This is a genomic window from uncultured Bifidobacterium sp., assembly GCF_945269915.1.
Taxonomy (GTDB): domain Bacteria; phylum Actinomycetota; class Actinomycetes; order Actinomycetales; family Bifidobacteriaceae; genus Bombiscardovia; species Bombiscardovia indica.
In genome coordinates this window covers 1-24,483 of the sequence record NZ_CALYOY010000032.1, presented here as the reverse complement: position 1 = coordinate 24,483, position 24,483 = coordinate 1, and the positions used below count along the sequence as shown (strand labels likewise).

18 protein-coding genes, 1 tRNA gene, 1 pseudogene and 1 riboswitch are annotated in these 24,483 nt (G+C 63.2%); of the genes and pseudogenes, 6 read left to right on the top strand and 14 right to left on the bottom strand.

The window, feature by feature from the left end; all coding sequences use genetic code 11:
- From Q0K62_RS06640 to Q0K62_RS06625, 4 genes and pseudogenes are all read left to right on the top strand, one after another.
- Positions 1–240: pseudogene (locus tag Q0K62_RS06640) on the top strand (transcriptional regulator); the annotation flags it as partial.
- A gap of 396 nt (positions 241–636) precedes the next feature.
- Entirely contained in the window at positions 637–1,590 is a 954-nt protein-coding gene (locus Q0K62_RS06635) for an LCP family protein (RefSeq protein ID WP_297317190.1), read from the top strand.
- 254 nt (positions 1,591–1,844) lie between these two features.
- Entirely contained in the window at positions 1,845–3,803 is a 1,959-nt protein-coding gene (locus Q0K62_RS06630) for an FtsK/SpoIIIE domain-containing protein (protein WP_297317189.1), read from the top strand.
- Between the two features lie 79 nt (positions 3,804–3,882).
- Complete coding sequence (locus Q0K62_RS06625; protein ID WP_015021978.1) at positions 3,883–4,161, top strand: WhiB family transcriptional regulator; 279 nt, start codon at positions 3,883–3,885, stop codon at positions 4,159–4,161.
- Between the two features lie 186 nt (positions 4,162–4,347).
- Here the strand turns inward: Q0K62_RS06625 and Q0K62_RS06620 are convergent, their stop codons facing one another.
- Positions 4,348–5,835, bottom strand: coding sequence for a PAS domain-containing sensor histidine kinase (locus Q0K62_RS06620; protein WP_297317188.1), 1,488 nt, complete (start codon positions 5,833–5,835; stop codon positions 4,348–4,350).
- 178 nt (positions 5,836–6,013) lie between these two features.
- Between Q0K62_RS06620 and Q0K62_RS06615 the strand changes: the two genes are divergently transcribed.
- Positions 6,014–6,955, top strand: a complete 942-nt coding sequence (locus Q0K62_RS06615) for a hemolysin III family protein (RefSeq protein WP_297317187.1) — start codon at positions 6,014–6,016, stop codon at positions 6,953–6,955.
- 194 nt (positions 6,956–7,149) lie between these two features.
- Here Q0K62_RS06615 and greA read toward each other — a convergent pair whose 3' ends face one another.
- The 13 genes from greA to Q0K62_RS06550 all read right to left on the bottom strand — a co-directional run bounded on the left by greA (position 7,150) and on the right by Q0K62_RS06550 (position 22,254).
- On the bottom strand, positions 7,150–7,629 hold the full coding sequence (greA, locus tag Q0K62_RS06610; protein WP_297317186.1) for a transcription elongation factor GreA: 480 nt from the start codon (positions 7,627–7,629) through the stop codon (positions 7,150–7,152).
- A 105-nt stretch (positions 7,630–7,734) separates the two neighbouring features.
- Positions 7,735–8,142, bottom strand: coding sequence for an FKBP-type peptidyl-prolyl cis-trans isomerase (locus tag Q0K62_RS06605; RefSeq protein ID WP_297317185.1), 408 nt, complete (start codon positions 8,140–8,142; stop codon positions 7,735–7,737).
- Between the two features lie 102 nt (positions 8,143–8,244).
- Positions 8,245–8,327 (bottom strand) — tRNA-Leu (locus tag Q0K62_RS06600).
- Between the two features lie 62 nt (positions 8,328–8,389).
- Positions 8,390–9,394, bottom strand: coding sequence for a Ppx/GppA phosphatase family protein (locus Q0K62_RS06595; protein WP_297317184.1), 1,005 nt, complete (start codon positions 9,392–9,394; stop codon positions 8,390–8,392).
- 74 nt (positions 9,395–9,468) lie between these two features.
- Positions 9,469–10,032, bottom strand: coding sequence for a DUF501 domain-containing protein (locus Q0K62_RS06590; protein WP_297317191.1), 564 nt, complete (start codon positions 10,030–10,032; stop codon positions 9,469–9,471).
- Between the two features lie 160 nt (positions 10,033–10,192).
- Positions 10,193–10,831, bottom strand: a complete 639-nt coding sequence (locus Q0K62_RS06585) for a septum formation initiator family protein (protein ID WP_297317183.1) — start codon at positions 10,829–10,831, stop codon at positions 10,193–10,195.
- 96 nt (positions 10,832–10,927) lie between these two features.
- Entirely contained in the window at positions 10,928–12,223 is a 1,296-nt protein-coding gene (gene eno / locus Q0K62_RS06580; protein WP_297317182.1) for a phosphopyruvate hydratase, read from the bottom strand.
- Between the two features lie 95 nt (positions 12,224–12,318).
- Positions 12,319–15,900: a transcription-repair coupling factor gene (gene mfd, locus Q0K62_RS06575; protein ID WP_297317181.1), complete on the bottom strand. Its 3,582-nt coding sequence runs from the start codon at positions 15,898–15,900 to the stop codon at positions 12,319–12,321.
- The gene (gene pth / locus Q0K62_RS06570; RefSeq protein ID WP_297317180.1) at positions 15,890–16,489 is read right to left on the bottom strand and encodes an aminoacyl-tRNA hydrolase; all 600 of its coding nucleotides are present in this window, start codon (positions 16,487–16,489) and stop codon (positions 15,890–15,892) included. The genes mfd and pth overlap by 11 nt, the downstream gene beginning before the upstream one ends.
- Positions 16,490–16,574: 85 nt before the next feature.
- Positions 16,575–17,102, bottom strand: a complete 528-nt coding sequence (locus Q0K62_RS06565; protein WP_297317179.1) for a GNAT family N-acetyltransferase — start codon at positions 17,100–17,102, stop codon at positions 16,575–16,577.
- A gap of 59 nt (positions 17,103–17,161) precedes the next feature.
- Positions 17,162–20,380, bottom strand: coding sequence for a UPF0182 family protein (locus Q0K62_RS06560; protein WP_297317178.1), 3,219 nt, complete (start codon positions 20,378–20,380; stop codon positions 17,162–17,164).
- Between the two features lie 9 nt (positions 20,381–20,389).
- Positions 20,390–21,580 (bottom strand): glycosyltransferase family 4 protein, encoded by a 1,191-nt coding sequence (locus Q0K62_RS06555; protein ID WP_297317177.1) that lies wholly within the window; start codon positions 21,578–21,580, stop codon positions 20,390–20,392.
- Between the two features lie 50 nt (positions 21,581–21,630).
- Positions 21,631–22,254 carry an NAD(P)H-dependent oxidoreductase gene (locus Q0K62_RS06550; protein WP_297317176.1) on the bottom strand — a complete coding sequence of 208 codons (624 nt, stop codon included), beginning with the start codon at positions 22,252–22,254 and terminating at the stop codon, positions 21,631–21,633.
- Between the two features lie 176 nt (positions 22,255–22,430).
- A riboswitch (M-box (ykoK) riboswitch) is annotated at positions 22,431–22,589 on the top strand.
- Between the two features lie 76 nt (positions 22,590–22,665).
- On the opposite strand from Q0K62_RS06550, the gene Q0K62_RS06545 reads away from it, so the two are divergent.
- Positions 22,666–24,429 (top strand): ABC transporter permease subunit, encoded by a 1,764-nt coding sequence (locus tag Q0K62_RS06545; RefSeq protein WP_297317175.1) that lies wholly within the window; start codon positions 22,666–22,668, stop codon positions 24,427–24,429.
- The last annotated feature ends 54 nt before the right edge of the window (positions 24,430–24,483 follow it).

Here is a 24,483-nt window from a genome sequence, read left to right as displayed (position 1 = left end):
GCCACCTCCCAGGACGCCCAATCGCAAGACCAGACCTCCGTTCCCAGCCAGTCCCTGCCGGCCCCTGATCCCCATACCGGGTTGATCACCATGCCCGACAAGACCCTGATCGATCCGGACACCGGCGGTATCGTCGACCCGGATGACGGGACCATCAAGGACAGGGTGACCGGTCAGTACATCGGCATGGCCGACAGGTACCTCTTCGCCACGGTCTGTGCCGTTCCCGCGCAGAAATAGTGCTGAGGGACGACGAGCCGGGCCATGCGATGGTATTCATGGCCTAGTTGGGATTGAAGACGTAGGACAAGGGATTTAGGTATGAAGCCAGGACCAGATGAAAGCCGAAATTCGCAGGAACCACCGAGTTTCATGCCCTCCGGCCATGGTCATTCGCACCACCGAAACGCATCTCCTGCACCTTCGGAATCGCAGTTGCCACCCAGTTTTTCCCCCTCTTCACGTACGCCTTCAGGCGGGATCAAGCCGGCACAGGCCGCCAGATCCTCAACACCCGCACGCAGAACGACGGGATCCTCACGGAAGACGCCGGCCGCGACCAGGCCAACCGCCCCCGCACCCCGTCAGTCCCCAGCCGACCCACCGCTCCGGCAGGCGTCTGTACCGGGCACGTCCGTGGCCAAGAAGCGCCACCGGGGCCGGCGCATCATGGCGGCCATCCTGGTCACCCTCCTGGTCCTGTTGACGGTCCTGGCCGGAAGCAGCTGGTTCTGGGTCAACAGCAAATTGAACCGCGACAAGATGCTGACCAACATGCCTGGATCCCAGGCCTCCACCTGGCTGATTCTGGGATCCGATCAGCGCGACGGAACCCCCGGTGCAGGCGAGGATACGGATATCACCGGATTCAGGACGGATACCATCCTGGTCCTGACCAAACCCAGACATGGGGCCTCCTCCCTCATATCCGTCCCCAGGGACTCCCTGGTCAAGCAGAACGGCGAGGGGATGAAGATCAACGCCCTGGCCTATACCTCAGGATACCGGGCGCTGACCGCACAGATCGAGGAAATCACCGGCAACAAGATCGACCATGTTGCCGTCATCAAGTTCGGCGGCCTCCAGGGGCTGGTCGACGCCCTGGGCGGCGTTGAGCTCTGCTATGACAGCGATGTGAACGACCCCAATTCGGGAATGATCTGGACCTCCGGCTGCCATCAGGCGGACGGGGGCGCCGCCCTGGCATTCTCCAGGATGCGGTATTCTGACCCCAAGGGCGATTTCGGCAGGGCGGAGCGCCAGCGCCAGGTGATCGGGGCCATCTCCAAGAAGGTCACCAAACCCTCCATCCTGCTCAACCCCTCATCTGCCAACAAGGTCATCAACTCCGGGCTCCAGGCCATCATTGTGGATGAGAAGTCCAACGCCTGGACCCTGTTCAGAATGGTCCTGGCCTTCCGCGACGCCACCGGCAAGGACGGGATCAGCGGCAGTCTCTACTGGACCGACCCTGATTACTACCCCGGCGGCATCGGATCCACGGTCCTCCTGGATGATGCCCGCAATACCAGTCTCTTCCAGGAACTGGAACAGGGGACGCATGCCCCCGGCCAGGTCGGAGGCGAGTAAGCCTCGTCGTACGAGCCCCCTCCCGGTGGACATATGGCACGTCCGACCACATGGTCAGACTTCGACCGCGGTATCATCCCGGGTCCGGGATACTCACCCCTATGAAGAACCTCAGGGACCGCACCGACCGCCAGTCCCAGCCTGTACAGGGGACGGGTCTTGCCCTCGCCCATGGCCAAGAACATAACCATGACCATGGGCAAAGGAGGGGGAACCCAGTCCATCACGACAGGGGTTTCTCCGACGGTGACCACATGGCCGTGGGCCGGCCCGGCGGCCTCCGGACAACCGGTCCATCTGTCACCACCCTCCTGACCCTGGTGACCCAATGCACACCCCTCCTGGCCCAGACCGCCCTACTCTGGTACCTGGTCAATCAGGGACGATGGATCTTTCTGGCCTTACTCCTGCCCGCGCTCTTTGGAAACCTGGCCCTGTGCGTCCTGACCCTGCTGAGGGCCAGATCCGCCGTTGGTGCCGGTGCACACCGGAAGGATCAGCCCGTCTTGCAGTCCAGGGATACCGATGATGCGGCCTCTGCCGATATGGTCTCGCTTGAATCCCTGGAACCAGCATGGCTGGAGGACGGGCTCTTCGCAGATGTGCCCTCCTCAGGAGGGCACGGGCAGCGCTGGAAGGCCATCGTCCACACCTGGTTGACCTCCCTGGAGGGGCCTCCCTCCTATCAGGCCATGATTGGACGGGAGGCAGGTGGGGACTTCCTGATTGACCTGGTAAGAGACGGCCCACATGCCTTGGTGGCGGGGACCACCGGTTCCGGAAAGTCGGTCTTCCTCCGGGCCTGGTGCCTGGCCCTGGCCTGCAGCCTCCCTCCCAGCAGATTCAACCTGGTCCTTCTGGACTTCAAGGGTGGTTCCGGCTTCAACCTCCTGGCCGGACTTCCCCATACGGTAGGGTGCGTCAACGACCTCGACCTGGAACAGGCGGTGCGGTCCCTGGCCGGTATCCGCAAGGAACTTGAACGCAGAGAGGCCCTCCTGGCCAAGGTGGGTGCCTCTGATATCCGGGACCTGGATCCGCCACCTCCCCGCCTCCTGGTCGTCATCGACGAGTTCCAGGCCCTCCGTCAGCAGCTGCCCGATTACCTGGATGATCTGGCCAGGCTGGCCTCCCAAGGGAGGTCCCTGGGCATGAACCTGGTTGCCTGTACCCAGCAGACCCTGGGGCAGGTCAGCGCCCAGATGCGGGCCAACATGAATCTGGGCATCTGCCTGCGCGTTCGCGACCCCATGCAGTCCAAGGAACTGCTGGGCTCCCCCTGCGCGGCCCGAATAAGCCCCTCCCATCCAGGGCTGGGTTTCTGCGAGAACGGAGAGGGCATCAGAGCCTTCAGGACCAGCCTGGTCGTTAACCCCGCAGGACTTGTCCAAGAGACCATCAAGGCGGCAGCCTTCTGCGGTTTCAGACCAGCCCCTCCCCTCTTCTCCCCTCCACTGCCAGACACAAGGCACCTGGGCAGGAGACACCCGGGAGGCAGGACGAACCGGGTCACCATCCATGACGGTCACCCGCTGGTCCCCATCGGATGGGTGGATGACGGGGTCCTCCTCCATACGTGCCGCTTGCCGATCACCGGCAATACCGCCCTGATCGGTCCCAGGGGCCAGGGCAAGACCACCCTTATCGGGGCCCTGTCGCGGCGCCTTCTCGCCCTGCTTGAGGGAGACGGCCCCGGCTACGCGCCCCCCATGCACGATGCCGGTATGACCGACACTTTCGGTCTGCGCATATCCTTCCAGGAGGGAGGTACCTATTCCAGCCTTGACCTCCACATCGGTCGTGCCTCAGCACTTCCTCCCGGGCCGTCGTCACCGGCATCACCCCAGGGAGACGGTAAGGAACCCTACGAGGGACTGATATGGCTGATCGACGATGCCCAGGACCTGCTCGATCCCATGAGCCGCCTGCCCTTGACCAGGCAGGTCAACAGGGCCCTCTCGATGGACCGGGTGGCCCTGGTCCTTTCCGTGGACTCCGCCACGGCCATACGCCGACCCGAACGATTCAGGCAACGCCTGGTGTTCCCCTTTGGCGAACGAAGCATGGACATGGCCTGCGGCATCCCCTCCGCAGCCCTGACGGGACCGGGCCGCCCAGCCGGTACCATTCCGGGCCGGTGCCTCCTTCTGAGCGCCGGACAGGCCCTGCCTGTTCAGTGTTTTCCCAGTGATTCCCCCGAAAAATGCTCTTGAAAAAAGTCCAGTTTCGTGCTTACCTTGCATACAGGAAAACAAGTGAGTCCAGATAGGAACGGCTTGGAGGAACAGGTATATGAGTAATGCGTTTGATTGGCGTGCAAAGGCTGCTTGCCGCGATAAGGATCCGGAACTCTTCTTCCCCGTCGGTAACACAGGTGCCGCCTATCAGCAGATTGAAGAGGCCAAGGCCGTGTGCCGCACCTGCAAGGTGATTGACGCCTGTCTCAAATGTGCGTTGGACACCAACCAGGATTACGGTGTCTGGGGTGGCCTGAGCGAGGATGAGCGCAGGGCCCTGAAGCGACGTGCCATGCGGGCCCGTCGGTCCCAGGCCATGCAGATGCAGTCCTGAAGAGGGGACTTGCGTCGCGCAGGATATCTTGATCACTAAGAAGGGGTCACAGGTTCAGCCTGTGACCCCTTCTTAGTGAGATATCGGGGCATTGTGTTCTTATCACAAGTAAGAGCACGTCTCCTGCCCCAAACAGACATCCAATCGGCTGTCACCCGGCCAGACATCCGATTTGCCCCTACCTGATCAGACGTCCTGGGCAACGCGGAGCTTGATGTTGATGACCACCCGGGTGCCCCCATCGCGCCGGGGCTCCCACCGGACCGTACCGCCGAAATCGTTGGTGACGAAGGTGTTGATGATCTGGGTACCCAGACCTGACCCGTATGATTTGGCCTTCCCCTCGTCGGACTCGGTGCTGTAGCCGTTCCCATCATCCTCGACCACCACATTGAGGTTGTTGCCGCCCCTGCCCACGGAAATCGTGATATGGCCCTCCGTGCGCCCCTCAAATCCATGCTCGACCGCGTTGTTGACCAGCTCGGTCAGGACCAAGGAGAGGGGGGTGGCATCCTGGGCCGGCATCATACCGAACTTGCCCACGTAGGAGATGGAGATGTGCTGGTCAGACGTGGTGGCCAGGTCGACGCTCATCTTGAGGAGGTTGGATATGACCTTGTCGAAGTCGACGATCTCATCAGCTGTCTGGCTGAGCCCCTCGTGGACCACGGCGATGGTCTGCACACGGCGTTGGGCCTCCTCCAGCTCCTTTCGGACCTCCTCGGACTTGGTGCGGCGGGCCTGGAGCCTCAGGAGGGCAGAGACCGCCTGGAGATTGTTCTTGACCCTGTGGTGAATCTCCGAGATGGTCGCATCCTTGGTCTTAAGTTCCTTCTCCCGCCTGCGCAGCTCGGTCACATCCCGGCATAGAACGATGGAGCCTATTCTCCCCTGGCATCCGTAGAGCGGAAGGGAGCGCATGGATACGGCCGAGCCGTTGGCATCCAGTTCCGAGTCCACGGCCGCCTTGCCGGTCAGGACCAGCGGGAGGGAGTCCGGCACAGGATCGTTCTTACGCAGGAGGGAGGTGCCGATCTCGCTCAGGTACTGTCCGGACATGGTGTCGACGGACCCCAACCGACGGAAGCAGCTGATGGCGTTGGGGGAAGCATACCGCACGATTCCACCCGCCGTCAGGACGAAGAACCCGTCGGCCACCCTGGCGTTATGGCGCTGGTTGAGGACCGAATCGGAATAGGGGAACTCCCCCCTGGTGATCATCTCGAAGAGCTCCTTGCCGGCGTTGATGCTCTCGCTCTCATAGCGACCGTTGGACTCCCTGGTGGCCATGTTGGTCTCCCTGACCACCAGACCCAGGGTCTTGCCCTTATGACGAATGGGGGCATAGACATCGCAGACCGTGGCCTTGCCGATGGTGCTGAGACGGTTCGAGCGCAGGACCCCCTTGGACTTCATGGCCTGTTCCAGCTCATCCTGCCTATCCCCGGGGGGGACCTCACCGACAACGTCCTCGGTGCGCAGGGACATGACCGTGGACGGCCTGCACTGCTCGGCCACCTTGAATTCACCGCTCTTGGTTCGCAGGAGCAGCATCAGGTCGGCAAAGCTCAGATCGGCTATGACCTGCCAATCCGCCACCAAGTGGTGAAGCCACTCCCGATCCTCCTCGTCAAAATCATCACACGAAGCCAGAATCTCCGAAAAATCAGCCATAGCCACCATCATAGCCACTGGTCACCGCCTCCCGGAGGAATCATCTCCAGGCGATGGACCCTAGGACCACCCGGGAAAGCAGGCCTGGGGGTAGGCTGGGTGACAGCAACTCCGTGCTTGGAGGATGCCTGGACCGACCAGGCGGAACCAGGCCTGGAACGGTTCGCGAAGGAGGCCCATGGCAGGCAAGGCAGCAAGGGATCAGCAGCAGGACAGCTCTCAGATCACCAGCCCCTCGGGCACTGATCAGGACCCCGACCTGGACCGCAGAAGGAGCAAACGCCGCCAGGAACTGATCTACCTACGTAAGGATGCCGACCTGGCCCACGAGGCCCACATGCAGGCCAGGGCCGATGCGGTCCGTGCAAAAGGCCGGGAGAAGGCGGCCAGGATCATGGCCAGGGCCGAAGCCAAGGCGGCCAAGATCGAGGGCATTCCCAATGAGGAAATCGAGCGGAAGGTCAGGCTGGATGTTCACGGTCGGCCCAAGCCCCTCCTGCGCGGATGGATTCACGCCGTGGCAACCCCGCTGGCCCTGGCGGCGGGCATCGTTCTGATCTGCCTGGCCAAGGGACTGCCCATGAAACTGGCCTGCACCATCTTCATGGTCTCCTCCCTGGCCCTTTTCGGCAACTCCGCCCTCTATCATCTGGGTGATTGGTCACCGACGGTCACAGACGTCCTGCGTCGGTTCGACCATGTCAACATCTTCCTCCTGATCGCCGGCACCTACACCCCGGTCGCTTTCGCTCTGGACACCTTCTGGCGCAGGACCATCATCCTGGGAATGTGGACGGCGACCCTGGTGGCCATGGTGGTCCACGTCTTCTGGATCAACGCCCCGCGCTGGCTCTATACCCTGGTCTACATCATCTTCGGCGTCTCCGGTGTCTGCTTCCTGGGGCTCTTCTGGCAGTCCCCCGCCGCCGGACCACCCGTGGTCTGGCTCATCGTGGCCGGCGGCATATCCTACATCCTGGGCGCCATCGCCTACGGATTGCGCCGACCCGATCCCTGGCCCAGGGTCTTCGGCTTCCATGAGATCTTCCACCTGGGGACCGTCATCGGATACGTCTGCCACACCGTTGCCATCTTCCTTGTCGTCTGCAACCTCCGCTGATCGTCCGAAGGGCCCGCATCCGCAGTGAGATTGAACGGCCGAGGCCTTGACACACAACCACCACGGCCGCCCCAGGGGGGTACTGGAGCACTCCTCCCCCACCAACGGCCCCGAGTATAAGGAAAAGGCGCCTCAGCATGACTGCCGTGGCACCCTGATTCGTCCGTCCAGGTGGACTCCCACCAGACTCACCGCTACTTGAGTGGCTTGGCCTCCTTGATGGTGACCGAAATGTCCTTGCCGTTGGGTGCCTGGTAGGTGACCGTGTCTCCGTCCTTCGCGCCCATGATGGCCGCACCGATCGGGGATTCGGGGCTGATCACGTCATACTCCGTGGCCACGGCCAGGTCGCGTGAACCCAGAACATAGACCATGTCGCTGCCTGCCATGGTCAGGGTGACCAGGGAGCCGTTGCCCACCTTGCCGGCCTTGGGGGCCTTGAGGATCTGAGCGTTGCGGAGCTTGACGATCAGCTCGTTGATCCGTCCCTCGTTCTTGCCCTGCTCCTCACGTGCCGCCTGGTAGCCACCGTTCTCGCTCAGGTCACCCTCGGCACGGGCCGCAGCGATACGCTCGGTGATTTCATCACGGTACTCACCCTGGCGACGGTCCAGCTCCTCCTTCAGCTTGTCATAGGCGGCCTGTGTCAGCAGTATCTTTTTTTCCTCAGCCATGACTTCCTCCTTGTGTCGATTCACTCTCCCGGTCTGGCCCGCCTGGGTCACCGACCGGGATATGGAAAAGGCGCCGGCCCTCACCGGCGCCTTACAGATTGTTGTTCATCGTGTCGATATGATGTCGATCACGAAGACCAGGGTGTCATCCCCGCCGATGCCGGCCTGCGGAACCCCCCTGCTGCCGTAGCCGTACTCGGGTGGTATGGAAACCACCAGCCTGGAGCCCACGTTGTGGCCGGGGACACTCTGGTCCCAGCCGCGGATGACCTGGCCCACACCGATGCCGAAGCTGGCGGGCTGGTGACGCTGGAAACTGGAGTCGAAGACCTTGTCGGTCCCCCAGATGAGTCCGTGGTAGTTGACGGTGACCGTATCACCCTTACGCACGACCGGGCCGTCACCCTCCACCAGCTCGACGGTACGCAGACCCTTGGGGGCAGGCCCCTGGAACTCAACCTCGGGCATAGCGCCGAAGACGGCATTCGCTTTGGGCATGGACTGGTCACTCATGACAACTCCTTTGGTTTCCGTCGCATTCCAGAGTATCGGTTTGCGGGTCTGTCCACAAGTCGTGAACCTATGTCGACCTGGTCAAGAGGACTGCCCCCTCGGTGCCCCGGGTGGGAATCGAACCCACATGCCAATACAGGCGGCGGATTTTAAGTCCGATGCGTATACCATTTCGCCACCGGGGCCGACGACCCATATCGTCATATCATAGCGCACAGGCGGAACAGCCTGCCGGCCGTCGGACCGGTCACGATTTCAGGAGACGACGCCCGTAATCCAGGACCAACCCGTCCAGGAGACCGTGCTCACTGGCGATGTATCCGCCTCCGCCCAGGGCCGCAGGGCAGGCCTGGGATACCCTGTCAAGGAGACGGTTCCAGATGAGTGCCCCTCCGCCGATCACATCGATACGACCGGGGTGGATGGGCTTGAGTCCGGCCCGGTCCTGTCGGCTCATATGGAGCACCTCCTGATTGGCCCTCTCGGCCTGGTCGACAGGGATGGTCACCCCATCGATCTGGGTGGGTTCGTATTGCGCACAGCCCAGGGCCAGGGCGCTCATGGTCGTGACCGTTCCGGAAACCCCGACCAGGGTACCCACCTCCTCGATGGGAACAGCCTCGAAAGCCTGGTCGATATGACGGTCGATGTCCTCCACGGCCTGATCGATCTCCTCCTGGCTTGGTGGGTCGTCGCGGAGGTGACGCTCGGTGATGCGCACGGAGCCGATGTTCATGGAATAGGCTGCCTTGGCCCTGTCGATTGGAGCCTGACGGCCATCGCCGCCGACCACCAACTCCGTGGACCCCCCGCCCAGGTCGACGACCATGTAGGGGGCCTGGGGCATGGAAGCCGCACGGGGGCCCGATTCCAGGACACTGATGGCACCCAGGAAGCTCAGAGCGGCCTCCTCGGTCCCGGAGATCACCTCAGGCCTGACACCGAGTATGGACTCCACGCCCTCCTCGAAATCACTGCGGTTGGCCGCGTCCCGGGTGGCCGAGGTGGCCACGAAGCGGATGCCATCCACCGGATGGGATCTGAGCTGGTCGGCGAAGAGCCTGCAGGCTTCATAGGCCCGGTCCAGGGCCTGGTCGGCGAAGCGATGGGTCCGGTCGACCCCCTCACCCAGGCGGATGACCTTCATGATCCGGGGCGCCAGGGGGTGCAAACCCTGCTCATCCACGCTGGCAATCAGCAAGCGGATGGAATTGGTCCCGCAATCGACACCCGCAACAGTCACCTGCTTCATCATTCGTCCTTTCCCAGATACCGGGCACAGCCCGGGTGTACCATCGTGAACGACCCGGCCGGCACCCTGACGATTCAGTCCTGTCCCTGAGCACTTCCCCAGGGCCGGGCGCACCGGCAGACCGCAGGGTCGAAGCTTGGCCTGACCATGGCCAGGACCCGGTCGCCCAGGGGGTTGATGCCCGAACCCATGACCAGGGATTGCCCGGTCAGGGCGTGCAGACACTTGACCCTGGTTGGCATTCCCCCGGCCGAGGTGGTGCGGATGTGCTCCTCGCTGTCACCCAGACGGAGGGCCAGGGCGTGGCGGAAGTCCAGATAGGTCTGGTGGGCCTGCCGGTAGGCACGGGCCAGGTCCTCATCCTCACCCAGCTCCTGATTGAAGTCGTTCATGAGCCCGGAGGCCTCCAGGTGGGAGACCTCCTTGACGGCCTCAGGCGAGGTCAGGTACGCCGTGGTCGGGAAGGGGGTCCCATCGGGCAGGAGGGGCCTGGTCACGACCGCCAGGGGGTTGCCACAGACACACCGGGCCCCGACCGCCACCATCCCACGGGGGTATCGGCCCAGCTGGTCCTGAACCGCCGCAATCTCCTCACCGGTCGCGGGGTGGGCAAGGATGCCGTCAACCAGGGCAGTCATGGTCTTTTCGGATCCGATCCTGTCTGTTCCGGCCCTCTCGTCCTGTGTCGGCACTCTTGCTCCTTCCACGCTCCAATACCGGAGAGGTTGGTCACCTCCCCTGACATGTTTCACCCGGAATAGGGTACAGCGGAATCAGTCCTGATTCCACCGGATCGGACTACTGGCCACCGGTCTGGCCCGTGAACCCCTGGCCGGTATCCCCGCTCCCCTCCCCCTGGCCCGGAGGAGTGGAGGTGTCCTGCCGATCCCGGTTCGCATCCCGCCCGTCCTGCTCGGCTGACTTGGATTTCCCGGGGGTGGTCACCCCATGGCCGGATGCCGGGGTACCGGGCTTCTGGTCCGCCTTCCTGAAGGAATAGGCCATCTCCTGGTACCAGGGCAGGGTGTTCTTGCGCGGGGCCTGGATGCCCTTGTCGGTCTTGGCGTTCTGGTCGTCCTGGCCGGTTACGGCCTCGGGGTGAAGGACCCGGATGGCCTGCTCACCGGGAAAGATGAACCCGAGCCGGTCTCTGGCCTGGGCCGTCACATAGGCCTTGTCGTTCCAACGCTGAATCTGGTTCTCCAGATCCTGCTTCCTGCTCACCAGCTGGGCCTGCTGGTTCTTCAGGCCATTCAGTTCGGACAGGTTGATGGCGTAGGAGTGGAAGGTGGCGGCCAGCTGAATCAACCCCAAGGCCACGATGATCAGGGCCAGGAAGAAGGATATGGGGCCGGCTGACCCCCGCCTGGGGGCCTGCTTCCCGCCTTCATGCTCGTCGCTGCCCTTGTGGGAGGTTGTGGTTGAGTTCTTGGCCATACCCATAAAAATACCCGTGGCAGCCGACTCGGGGCCACCACGGGTGAACAGGAGGTGTCAGGTTCCGATCAGCACCGGAACCTGACACCTTTCCTACTACTTGGTGTACTGCTTGCAGGCCTTGAAGGCGCTGTAACCTGCGTACTCGGCGGTGGAGCCCAGCTCCTCCTCGATCTCCAGCAGGCGGTTGTACTTGGCGATGCGCTCACCACGGGCCGGGGCACCGGTCTTGATCTGGCGGGTGTTCTTGGCCACGGCCAGGTCGGAGATGGTGGTGTCGGGGGTCTCACCGGAGCGGTGGGAAACCATGGAGGTGAACCCGTTGGCGGTGGCCAGCTCGATGGCGTCCAGGGTCTCGGTGACGGTGCCGATCTGGTTGAGCTTGACCAGGAGGGAGTTGGCGGCCTTGAGGTCGATGCCCTTCTGCAGCCTCTTGGGGTTGGTGACCAGGAGGTCGTCGCCGACGAACTGGAGACGGTCGCCCATGGCGGCGGTGATCTTCTGCCAGGCGCCCCAGTCCTCCTCGGCGAAGGGATCCTCGATGGAGACCAGCGGGTAACGCTCGACCAGACCCTGGTAGTAATCCAGCATGTAGTCGGCGTCGCGGTCCTCACCGTCGAAGTGGTACTTGTCGGTGTCCTTGTTGTAGAACTCCGAGGAGGCCACGTCGAGGCAGAGGCCGATCTGCCTGCCGGGCTCATAGCCGGCAGCCTCGATGGCATCCATGATGTACTTCAGGGAGTCCTCGTTGGACTTCATCTTGGGGGCGAAGCCGCCCTCGTCGCCCAGACCGGTCTCGTGGCCGTCCTTCTTCAGGATGCCCTTGAGGGTGTGGTAGACCTCCACACCGGCCCTCAGGGCCTCACGGTAGGAGTCGAAGCCGTAGGGGGAGATCATGTACTCCTGGATATCGGTGGCGAAGTCCGCATGGGCGCCACCGTTCATGATGTTCATGTTGGGAACGGGCAGGATGTGTCCGTTGGTACCGCCCAGGTACCGGTAGAGGGGAAGCTCGGCGGACTCGGCTGCGGCGTAGAGGGCCGCCAGGGAGACGCCCAGGATGGCGTTGGCGCCCAGCTTGCCCTTGTTGGGGGTGCCGTCCAGGTCGATCATGGTCTCGTCCAGGGCGCGCTGATCACTGGCGTCCATGCCGATGACGTTGGGGGCGATGGTCTCGTTGACCGCCTTGACGGCCTCCAGCACACCCTTGCCCTGATAACGCTTCTTATCGCCGTCGCGACGCTCCCAGGCCTCGGCCTCGCCGGTCGAAGCGCCGGAGGGGACCAGACCGCGACCTTCTGCGCCGTCTTCGGTCTGCAGGATGACCTCTACGGTCGGGTTTCCACGGGAATCAAGAATTTCGCGCGCATATACGCTTTCAATTGCTGCCACAACTGCTCCTTTTAAGACTGTTGTTGTGATGTCCCCTCCAGAATACTATTTTTGTTGGACCAGCCACAAGGTATTTCTGTTAGCGCTCACAACCGCTACCCCTTATGTCTCCATGCCAGGTCGTCCAGAAGCTGGTCGACCCACTCCACAATCTGGGCCGAATCCATGGGGCCCGACCCCAGGGAACCCGCGAACGGGGCGGGAACCAGGAGGGTGTTGGTCACCGGGCGGTACTGGCATCCCCTGTAGATGCGCTCCATCCTGGTCTGCAACGACTCGGGCAGGTCCAGGGGCCTGACCCTGACACGCCCACCCTGCGTGGCAATCTCGGAAATGCCCAGTTCCCGGGCCTTGGCCCGGAGCCTGGCAATGGCGAAGAGGGTGTCGAATTCAGCCGGAGGCTGACCGTAGCGATCGGTCAGTTCCTCATGGAGGTCCTGCAGGTCCTGGTCATTCCGGGCAGAGGCCAGCTTTCGATAGGCCTCCAGGCGCAGCTTGTCCGAATCGATGTAGTCCACCGGGATCGAGGCCTCGATGGGCAGGTCGATGCTGACGTTGACCGGCTGGGTGGCCTGGGGTTCCTTGTACTCCTCGACCGCCTGGGAGACCATCCGCACGTAGAGGTCGAACCCGACCCCCTCGATGTGGCCGGATTGCTCGTCACCCAGAAGGTTGCCCGTGCCTCGCAGTTCCAGGTCCTTCATGGCGACGTCGTAGCCGGACCCCAGGGCCGTGTTCTGGGCGATGGTGGCCAGACGGTCATGGGCTGTCTGGGTCATGGGCTTGCTGGGGTCATAGAGGAAGTAGGCGTAGGCGCGTTCCCGACCACGCCCCACCCGGCCACGCAACTGGTGAAGCTGGGAGAGGCCGAAACGGTCCGCCCTGTCGACGATCAGCGTGTTGGCGTTGGGAATATCCAGGCCGGTCTCGACGATGGTGGTGCAGACCAGGACGTCGATGTCGCGGCGCCAGAAGTCCTGGATGATCCCGTCCAGCTGCTTCTCCCCCATTTTGCCGTGGGCCACACCGACCCTGGCCTCGGGAACCAACTCCTGGACCTTGGCGGATATCCTGGCGATGTCCTCGACCCTGTTGTGGATGTAGAAGACCTGGCCGCCACGGAGCAGCTCACGACGGATGGCAGCGGTCACCTGGGCGTCCTCATAGGCCCCGACGTAGGTCAAAACAGGCAGCCGGTCCTCGGGGGGAGTGGCCAGGGTCGACATCTCCCTGATTCCGGTCACGGCCATCTCCAGGGTTCGGGGAATGGGGGTGGCCGAGAGCGACAGGACATCCACATTGGTCCTGATGGCCTTCAGGGTCTCCTTGTCCTCGACCCCGAAGCGCTGCTCCTCGTCGATGATCATCAGCCCCAGGTCCTTGAAGCGGATCTTGGGGTTGAGGAGCTTGTGTGTGCCGATCACCACATCGACGGTCCCGTCGGCCAGCCCGGCCATGGTGGCCTGGTTCTCCCTGGCCGTCTGGAAGCGGCTCATGGCCGCCACCCTGACCGGGAACCCCTCGAAGCGGTCGGTGAAGGTCTGATGATGCTGCTGGACCAGGAGGGTGGTGGGGACCAGGACCACGACCTGCTTGGAGTCCTGGACGGCCTTGAAGGCGGCCCGGATGGCGATCTCGGTCTTCCCGAAGCCCACGTCCCCACAGATCAGCCGGTCCATGGGAACGGGACGTTCCATGTCGGCCTTGACCTCGTCGATGGTGGTCAGCTGGTCGGGGGTCTCCTGGAAGGGGAAGGCATCCTCCAGTTCCTTCTGCCAGGGGGTGTCCGGGCTGAAGGCGAACCCCTTGGTGCGCTGACGGGCGGAATAGAGCCTGACCAGGCCCTGGGCGATCTGGTGGACGTGCTTCCTGGCCTTGGCCTTGGTGGCGGACCAGTCCGACCCTCCAAGCTTGTTGAGCTTGGGGATCTCGGCGCCGATGTACTTGCTGACCTGGTCCAGCTGGTCAGCAGGAACGAAGAGCTTGTCAGGAGGGGCGTTGCGCTTGCCGGGGGCGTACTCCAGGACCAGGTACTCGCGGCTGCCCTTGGTGGGGCCGGTGCCTGTGGTCCGCTGCTTCATACCCAGGTACTTGCCGATGCCGTGTTGGTCATGGACAACGAAATCACCGGGTTTGAGCTCGGTCAAATCAATGGCCTTGCGCCGTCTGCCGGAGGTTTTCTGCCCGGCGGCGACACTGGTCCGCCCGGTGAGGTCACGCTCGGTCAGCAGGGCCAGATGGGCGGCCTCGTCGACGAACCCGTCGACAGCCATGGAACGCATATAGTCGACATCGGTGATACCGGTGGATTCCAAGGCCCGACGCAGTCGGCTCAGGGTGCCCTGGGCCGCGGCCGTGACCACCACCCGGTCACCGGCCTTGACCAGGCCGGTCAGCCCGGAACGGGCCCTGTCCTCATCACCCCGGTACTCGGCAGGGGCCTGGGCCTGGAGGCACTCCGCACCCTCCCGGTCCGCATCCACGGAGAGGTCGGTCAGCTTCCACACCTGGTGCTTACTGAACTCCAGGGAGGAGATGACCTGGTCGTATTCCAGGAAGCTGGCCTGGTCGAAGCTGATGGGGGCGCCGGCCCCATGGCCCGATGCCGCCACATGCCAGCTGGCCGCCAGGAACTCGTTGGCGGTCTTGGTCAGATCCTGGGCCGACCTGCGCAGGAGTTCCGGGTCGGAGAGGAGGACCAGGGACCGGTCGGGGAACATGGTCTGGACCGGCACCAGGTCGGGCACCAGGGCCGGCAGGAGCGACTCCATGCCCTCGACCGGGATGGCCTGGGCGATGGACTCCAGCATGTCGTCGGCGTTGGGGATGCTCCCGATCAGGGCCTTGGCCCGCTGTCTGACCTGGTCGGTCAGCTGGAGCTCACGGCAGGGAGGGGCCCAGATTCGATCCAGGTCGTCACCGAAGGTGCGCTGATCCGAGGCGTGGAAGGAACAAATGGTGTCGACCTCATCACCGAAGAACTCGATACGGACCGGGTGGGCCATGGTGGGGACGAAGACGTCGAGGATGCCACCCCTGACCGCGAACTGACCGCGCTCCATGACCAGGTCCACGCGGGAGTAGGCGTTACGGACCAGGGCATCGACCGCGTGGTCCATCTCCATCTCGCCGCCGACCGTGAAGACCAGGGGCTCCACGTCCTGGAGCCCCCTGACCACGGGCTGAAGAAGGGAACGGATGGGCATGACCAGAATCCTGATGGGCCCGAAGATCGGATCCCCCTCGACCGGATGGGCAAGCCGACGGAAGACCGCCATCCGTGAGGCCACCGTGTCGGCCCTGGGCGAAAGGCGCTCATGGGGCAGGGTCTCCCAGGCCTCCAGGGTGGCCACATCATGTGGGTCACCCCCGTACCAGGATCTGACGGCCTGGCCCATCTCCTGGGCGTCATGCTCTGAGGGGACCACCATGATGATGGGTCCCTGACCTGCGGCGGCCGCTGCAAGGGCGGGCCGAATCCCCTGCGGGGCCTGGACCAGGATGGAGGGGTCGATGTCCGAATCGGAGGGCAGAACCTCTCCGTCGGCCAGTCGGGCGAAGGCCGCATCCCCGCGAAGGGGGTCAAGGAGGTCATGCAGGGCCCCGTTCATGGTCTCCGGCCGGGCCCTCTCACCCTCCCTGGGGTCGGCTGAATCTCTGGTGCGGTCAGCGGCCATTGAATTGCTCCTGGGCCCGGGCCAACCCCTTGAAGATGATGGTCTCGGCCGCATCGGCGCCGTCGGCCAGGAAGTCCGGAAGCTGGCTGCGCTGGGTCGAGGAGAACCCTCCCAGCACCCAGTCGACCGTCTTGCGGTGGGCGTCCTGGCCACGCTGGGCATGGCCCACCCCCAGGCGCACACGGGAGTATGCGTTGCTTCCCAGGGACCGGTCGATGGAACGGATGCCGTTGTGGCCGCCCGACGATCCACCGGACTTGACCTTGATCCTGCCGAATTCCAGGTCCATATCATCGTGGATGACCAGAATCCGCCTGGTTTCAATCCGGTAATAGGCACTGATGGAGGCCAGGGCGTCACCGGAGTCGTTCATGAAGGTCAGGGGCTTGGCCAGGAGGAACTTGACCTGCCTGGAATCCATGTCCATGACCCCCCGGCCCAGCATGGCCAGACCCTTGTGATCGGAGAAGGAGATGGACCACCGCCCGGCCAGGACATCGGCACACATGAACCCCATGTTGTGACGTGTTCCCTCATACTTGCTTCCGGGGTTGCCCAGTCCGGCTATGAGCCAGAAATCGGATGCCATGCCTGTACCTGCCTCCTGCTCTCGGTCGAGTCGTTGAGATTCTACACAGGATTCGAGACCTGGGCCCCTTCAAGGGGCTGTTCACTCACAGGGAGAGGACCCAGTAGGAGACGTCATGGGGACCATAGCGGTCACTGGCCCCCTGGGGCAGGAGACCAAAACATGCAAAGCCGAAATGGCCCAGGACTGCCCTGGTGCCGACATTGTCGTCGAAAATGACGGCCACCGCCTTTTTCATGCCGGCCTCCCTGGCCCGGTCCAGGAGGGCCTCCACCAGGACCGTGGCCAGGCCCCTCCCCCGAGCCGACCTGTCCACGTAATACCCCAGCTCACAGGTGGCGGCGTACCCGGGCCGGTCATAATACGGCGATAGGGAGCCGAAGGCCTGGACCACCCCATCGATCTGGACCACCAGGACAGGGTGCCCCTGTTCGGGTCGATGGTCCAGGAACCACACCCGTCGGGCATCCCGGCTGACCGGTTCGATGTCCGCTGTGGAACCCCCATCCAGAACAGCCTGGTTGTATATCTCGGTGACCCTGTCCAGGTCCTGATCGCGGCAGGGCCGGATGACCGGGGCCTGACCTGGTGAACCGGAACCAAACCGGCCCACCGGACCTTGACCCGATGGGTTCGGGCCGGACTGACCGACCGGACAAGGGCCGGAGACGCTCACTGCCTGCCGCCCTCCTCTTCTGAGGCCTGCTTCAGGGCCTCCTTCAGGCGGTTCTGCGCCTCTCCATAAGCGGTGAAGTCGCCCTTCTTCAGGGCCGAATCCGCATCGCTCATGGCCTGGTTGGCCTGGTCCAGGGCCTTGCGCAGGGCTTGGCCATCACCGGAAATCCCGTTCGCACCGGATGAGGGGGCGCCCTGATCCGCATTATCTGCCTTGTCCTTGGACGGGGGTGTGGCCTGAGCGGCCTGCCCGGTGGCATTGTCCGCGTCTCCGGCCACGGCTCCCGAATTTCCCTTGAAGGTCTTGTTCAGGGCATCATCCAGGGTGGGGGCCGAACTGACCTTGTCGCCGAAGGCCACCAGGACCCGCTTCAGGAGCGGGAAGCTGGTGGAACCGCTGGATTGGACATAGACGGGCTGGATGTATATCAGGCCTCCCCCGATTGGCAGGGTCAGGAGGTTACCGCGTTTGACCTTGGTCGACCCGGATTGGAGCAGGTTCAGCTCGGTCGACACGGCGGCATCCGAATTGAAATTGTTCTGGGCCTGGCCCGGTCCCGGCACATTGGAGTTCTTGGGGAGCTCCATCAGCCTGATGGTTCCGTAGTCCTTTCCGATGACACCCTTCCTGGAACCTGCATCCGAGTCGACGGAGAGGAATCCCGTCAGGATCTCACGGGTCGAGGTACCCGCCGGGATGAAGGTCGAGGTCAGGGAGAAGGTCGGCTGGTCCGTCCCCGGGGTCTGCAGGGTCAGATAGTAGGGCGGCTGCTTGACGCCCTCGCCCTGCTCCTTGCTCGTTCCCGTGGGGTCGACCGGGGTCTGCCAGAAATCCTCCCCCGAGAAGAACTGGCTGGCCGAGTTCACGTGGTACCGGGAGAGGAGCTGCCGCTGCACCTTGAAGAGACTCTCCGGGTAGCGCATGTGGCTCATCAGATCGCCGGAAATGTCGGACAGTGGCTTGTACTGACCGGGGAAGACCTTCTGCCAGGCCTTGAGGACCGGATCGTCCTGGTCCCAGGCGTAGAGGTCGACCGACCCGTCGTAGGCATCGACCGTGGCCTTGACCGAGTTCCGGATGTAGTTGGCATCCTGGGAGCCCAGTCCCTTGACGGCATCGGAGCTCAAGGTGGTCGTGTCCTGTGTGATCGGGCCCAGGTCGACCTTCTGGGAGTAAGGATAGGCATCGGATGTGGTGTACCCGTCCACGATCCACTTGACACGGCCGTCGACCACAGCAGGATACACCCTGCCGTCCAGGGTCAGGTAGGGGGCGACCTTGGCCACCCGCTCCTTGGGGGAACGGTCGTAGAGGATCTGGGAGTTGGGGGTCACCCGGTCCGAGAAGAGGATCTGGTCGGACCCGAAGCGGATGGCATAGAGGACCCTGGCCATGAAGTTGCCGACCGAGGGGCCACCGTTCCCCTTGAAGGTGTTGGTGGCTCCCTTGGAACCGGTCGGATAGTCGAACTCCCACCCACTGGACTCGTCGGGAGTGCCCACGATCGAATACTCCGGGGCGTTGGGAGAGAAATAGATCCGTGGCTCGTAGTGCTGGGACTCGGTCAACTTGCCCTTGGTGGGGATGTCCTGTTCGAAGAACTCGGGTTGACCGTCAGGCGTCACCCTGTTCCCGTAAGCGGCCACGATGCCGTACCCATGGGTGAAGACCGTATGGTCGTTGACCCAGTTGCGGTTGTCGTTGCCTTCCAGGTCAAGTTCCCTGGCCCCGATGACCGTATCCTGGCTGACCCCATCGATCTCGTACTTGTCGACGGCCAGGGTGTCCTCGAAGGAATAGTACTGCTTGGACTGCTGGAGCTGACGGAAGGTGGGCGAAACCACCTGGGGGTCCAGGAGCCTGATCTGGGCCGTGGTCTCCGCATCCTTGGAGAGGGCCCCGGACTGGACCTCCGTGGTGGCGTCATAGGACTCGTTCTTCAGCTTGGAGAGCCCATAGGCCTGGGTGGTGGCAGCGATGTTGCGCTGAATGTACTCCGACTCCATCTCCTGGGCGTTGGGATTGACCCGGAACCGCTGGACCAGGGCCGGCCAGACGCCGGTCAGGAGGATGGCGATGACCAGGGTGGCCGCGATGGAGATGACGGGCAGACGCCACTGCTTGACGGCCGCGGCCACCGACCCTGCGGCGGGTCTCTCCTCCCCCAGGGTCTTGGACCTGAGCATCCAGACACCGAGGATGATGCCGAGGATGGCAATCAGCACAGCCATGACCAGGGTGACGGGGATGTTGGCCTTGACCGAGGTGTAGGAGGCGCCGGTGATCCGGTCGCCCTCCTCGGTCAGTCGGTCGAAGATAGACAGACCGGTCTTGAGGCCCCACACCAGCATGAAGAGCATGAGCCAGATGGCCACCTGCCTGCGGGCGCGACGGGTCATGGCCAGGATTCCCCTGCCGTTGACCGGCATGGTGAGCCGGATGCCCCCCATGAGGAAGTTGGTGACCAGACTGAAGACCGTCGCAGCCAAGAGGATCATCATGATCGAGGAGACGACCAGCTCCAGACCCGGAAGGACGAAGACGTAGAAGCCCGTATCAAGGCCGAACTGGGGGTCCTTGACACCGAAAGACTGGGAATTGAAGAGCAGGAGTATCTGCTTCCAGTCCATGTTGAACTGGGAGCCGAAGAAGACACCCACCACCAGGGAGACCACCACGGCCACCCTCAGGGCGGTCTTGGAGGAGACCCCTTTGCCGACCTCGATCAGATCGCCCCTGACGCGGATTGTGGACCCATCGGGCGAATCAGGACGGGCGCGGATGGCCAGGATGGCCGAGAAGAGGGTGACGCCCGCCAGAATGAGGGCATAGGCGATCCAAAGGCCCACCTTGACACCCAATTGGGTCCAGACCACACGGCCCGCACCAAGCTGGGAGTACCACATGACGTCAGTGATGAAGCGGCTGAGTCCAAGGAGGAGGACGAGAACCACAAGTATGACGCCCACCACAACGGCCAGGATCCTGGTCCCCTTGGAGGGGCCACCGGAAGCCCCGGCCGACCCGGAAATCCTGGGAGCACCCGGTCCGGCGAATCTGAAGCCCTGCCTGGGGCCACGAGAGGCGGATTCCTCCCGGTCGCCGTCGGTCTGGACGTTGAGGATAACCGGATCATCCTCATATCGGCCCCGACCCCGCCTGCGGGGGTCCTGGTCAGGATCGAACATGGCGCCGAAGAAATCAAAGAAAGACATAGACCAAGACTACATGATGAGGCGGTCCTCCACGGCCTGACCGTATACCTCCTCGATCTGATTCGCCACGGTACGCACGTCGTAGCGGTCCAGAAGCCCCACCTGACGCCCGTGGATGGCCCCGGCCCAATCGGTATCGCTGAACACCCGGGCGATTCGCCTGGCCAGGATGGTCGGTGTCTGCGGGGCATTGACGACGACCAGGGCCTGGTCATCATCAAGCAGGGTGGAACGGTAACCGGGGTTGTCACCGGCCAGGACGACACCGGCCCCGGAGGCTATGGCCTCCAGGAGGACGATTCCGAAGGACTCACCCCCCGTTGAGGGGAAGACGGCCAGGTCGGCGCTGGCCAGGAGGGCGGGCTTGTCCTCCTCCTTGACGAAACCGGGGAAGTCGATCGGCGTGGACAGGTCGCGGGCGTGCTGTCTGCAGGAAGCCAGGAGGGCCCCCTTCCCGGCCATGGTCACGTGGAAACCCTCGGGAAACAGTCCCAGACGCTCCCCCTCCTCGATGGCCGAGATGAGCAGGTCGGCGCCCTTGCGCTCGACGAATCTGCCCAGAAAGACCATGTGAGGGCCCCGACCATGCAGGCGGTCGATGGTTGCTCCGCCGGCACGTTCCCTGGAGGCCCTGATGGCCTGCAGGTCGATGGGATTGGGGATGACCCTGCTGTCCACACCGGCGGTGGTCCGGGCATAATCCGCCGCCACCGTGGAGACCGCAATCACCCGATCGATGCGACGATGGCTGTGATGGTTTATCCTGCCCAGCACCCGGCCGCCGAAGAGCTGCATGGGTCCGGTGGGCGCGATGTGATAGGTGGCCACCAGACCCGTGCCGGGATGGGCCCGATTGATGACCCGCCCTGCCATCAGCGGGCTGTATGGTGCCTGAACATGCAGGATGTCGAAGTGCCCGGAATCCAGGACCTGCCTGATACCGCGGGCCGGGGCATGGATGGGGACGCGCATCCTGTTCCCGTTGAAGGAAACCATGATGTTGCGCGCCAGTGAATGGACCCCGCTGACGGGCGGATCGGTGGTCTGCCCTACCAGATACTCCACGCGGTGGCCACGGGCCGTGAGCTCCCTGCCCAGGGTGAGGATGTGCTGTTGGACTCCATCAAGGACATCCAGGGTGTCATCGAAAACGAACCCGACCCTCCAGGGTCCCTTGATCGCCTCTGTTTGACGGCTCATCGCCCGTCACCCGAATCCACGCCTATTGCCACGGCTGTGACCGCTTCCCGTCAGGACCTGGACGCGGACTTGCCATCCATGGCCAGTTCACGACCCATCAGGGCCAGGGAGACCAGGTGCCTGTCCGCCGCCCGGCGAGCCTCGGGATCGTCATCGCCAGAGCTGAGGTTGTCCAGGTAGGTGAAGGAGACATCGGCCGCCTGGCAGTACTTGATAAAGGTCTGTTCGCGCAACTGGTTATCCAGGGCCTGTCCGATGCCACTGGACCTGTACCAGTCCTCCCCACCCCCGCTGAGCATGATCAGCCTGATGGTCTTGCCGGCGAATACCCCGGGGGTGCCATCCGTGTTATAGGCGAACCCACGGCAGATCACCCGATCCAAGAAGCCCTTCATGATGGCCGGCATCGTGTACCAGTAAATCGGGAAGACCAGGGCCAGAACGTCCGCATCTCGAATCCGAGACTGCATGGCCATCACGTCCTCGGGCATGGGGCCCTTCCCCAGGTAATGCTCCCGATCCTCCATACCGAAGACCGGATTGAAGCCCTCCGCACACAGATCGATCAGTTCCGTCTGGGCACCTCCCTCGGCCGATCCATCAAGGAGGGCATTGCCCGCCGCGTTGGTCAGACTGTTGGGTTCGGGGTTTGCAGTTACAGCCACGATCTTCATGTAGGCCCATCTCCTTGTTCTGATTCATGGTCGCACCATTCCTGCCCGACAAGGGCGACCAGGGTGTCCGCGAATGAGACGCATTCTGTTTCCATTTTGGGGCCAGGCAAAGACCTGGAGGAAGAAACCCCGGTTTCAGAAGAAGCTTGACACCTCATAGGCCTTTATCTATCCTTATGGACAGTCGGTAGGTGAAGCTACCGCATGGACACGGCCTGCTGCCGCAAAGTGGTGGAGACACCCCGCGCAGGTCAGCAGTCCCCGTCGGATCAAGGCGGGGACTAATGCAGAGCCAAATGCCATGCGAAGCCGAAGCTTGAACGATGACGAACTCGTCGGCCTTGTGCCGATTTTTGCATGCCATCCTCAAGGTCTCCGACATGAACATCCGCACCTTGAAGGGAGGCCAACATGCGTCTACCAGCACCAATCGTCAGGCACACCATCATCCTGAACGATGACCGAAGACAGGCCTCTCTCGGCACCAGGATCCTGACCAGTCTGGCCGTGGCCCTGGGTGCCGTTGCCCTCCTGGGGGCCATCGCCTACGTCCTGCCGGGGTTCTCGGCCCCCATCGGTCCTTCGGGCATCCCCTCGCACGTATCCACCGATCCGACCAATCTGCCCTACTACGCCCTGCGCTCAGTATTCAGGATGTTCATAGCCCTGCTGGTCTCCCTGGTCTTCGCCTTCCTCTACGGGTTGGCGGCGGCAAGGTCCAAGCGTCTTGGCTCCGTTCTGATCCCACTCCTGGACATCCTCCAGTCGGTGCCGGTCCTGGGTTTCCTCTCGGCGACCATCTCCATCTGGCTGGTCATCTTCCCCGGATCCATCCTGGGCGTCGAGGCGGCCTCCATCTTTGCCATCTTCACCAGCCAGGCATGGAACATGGCCTTCTCTTTCTACAACTCCCTGACCTCTGAGCCGCCGGACCTGGACGAGGCTGTCAGACTCCTGGGGCTGACCAGATGGCAGAGGTTCTGGAAGCTGGATGTTCCCAACTCCATGATTCCCCTCCTCTGGAACTGCATGATGAGCGTGGGCGGGGGGTGGTTCTTCCTGACGGCCTCTGAGATGATCTCGGTCAACAACAGGACCATGGCCCTGCCAGGCATCGGATCCTACGTGGAGGAGGCCGCAGCCGAGCAGAACCTGGGCAAGGTGGGCCTGGCCATCCTGACCATGATCGTGGTGGTTCTCCTGATCGATCTCTTCCTCTGGAAGCCCCTGACCGCCTGGGCCGAGAAATTCCGTCTGACCCAGAACCAGTCCTCCGAGCCCCGGAGGAGTCTGGTACTGACCGTGCTCAGGCTCTCCGGGATCAACGATCAGCTGGCCCGTCTGGGTCGGCCGATCTCGGCTGCACTCGATCGGATCACCCGCCCCCTGGGCAGGACCGGTGCGCAATGGAGGATCCAGAACAGGAGGAGCCGCACCGGTGATCTGGTCTGGTACCTTCTGGTCGGCCTGGTCTGCCTCTGGGGGGTCTGGCAGCTCGTCGACCTGATCAACACGACCGTGGGCTTCGGTGAGGTGGGGCACGCCTTCTTCCTGGGATGCCTGACCTTTCTGAGGGTGGTTGTCCTCATGGTGGCCTGCTCCATCATCTGGGTGCCTATCGGTGCCATCATCGGCATGAATCCGAAGATATCGAGGGTCCTCCAGCCCGTGGTGCAGATCCTGGCCAGCTTCCCGGCCAACTTCATCTTCCCCTTTGTCACCCTCCTCTTCATTGCCTGGAAGATAGACATCAACTGGGGCAGCATCCTCCTCATGGCCCTGGGCACCCAGTGGTACATCCTCTTCAACGTCATCGCGGGAGCCTCGGCCATTCCCGATGACCTCCTGGAGATGTCACGCAGCCTCAGGCAGAGCACCTGGCAGCGGTGGAAGACCCTGATCCTTCCCGCCGTCTTCGGATCCTGGTGCACAGGAGGCATCACGGCGGCCGGCGGCGCATGGAACGCCTCCATCGTCTCGGAGGTGGTCTCCTACGGGAAGACCGAACTGACCGCCAAGGGGCTGGGCGCCTACATCGCCCGGTTCACGGCCAGCGGCGACATGACCCGGGTCATGGTCGGGGTGGCCGTCATGAGCGTCTTCGTCGTGGCGGTAGACCGTCTCTTCTGGACACCCATGCAGAACCTGGCCCGACGGCGCTACGCCATGAACTGAAACCGAACAGCTGAATTCGACCTAAGGACAATCGATATGACCGAGACCGAAACC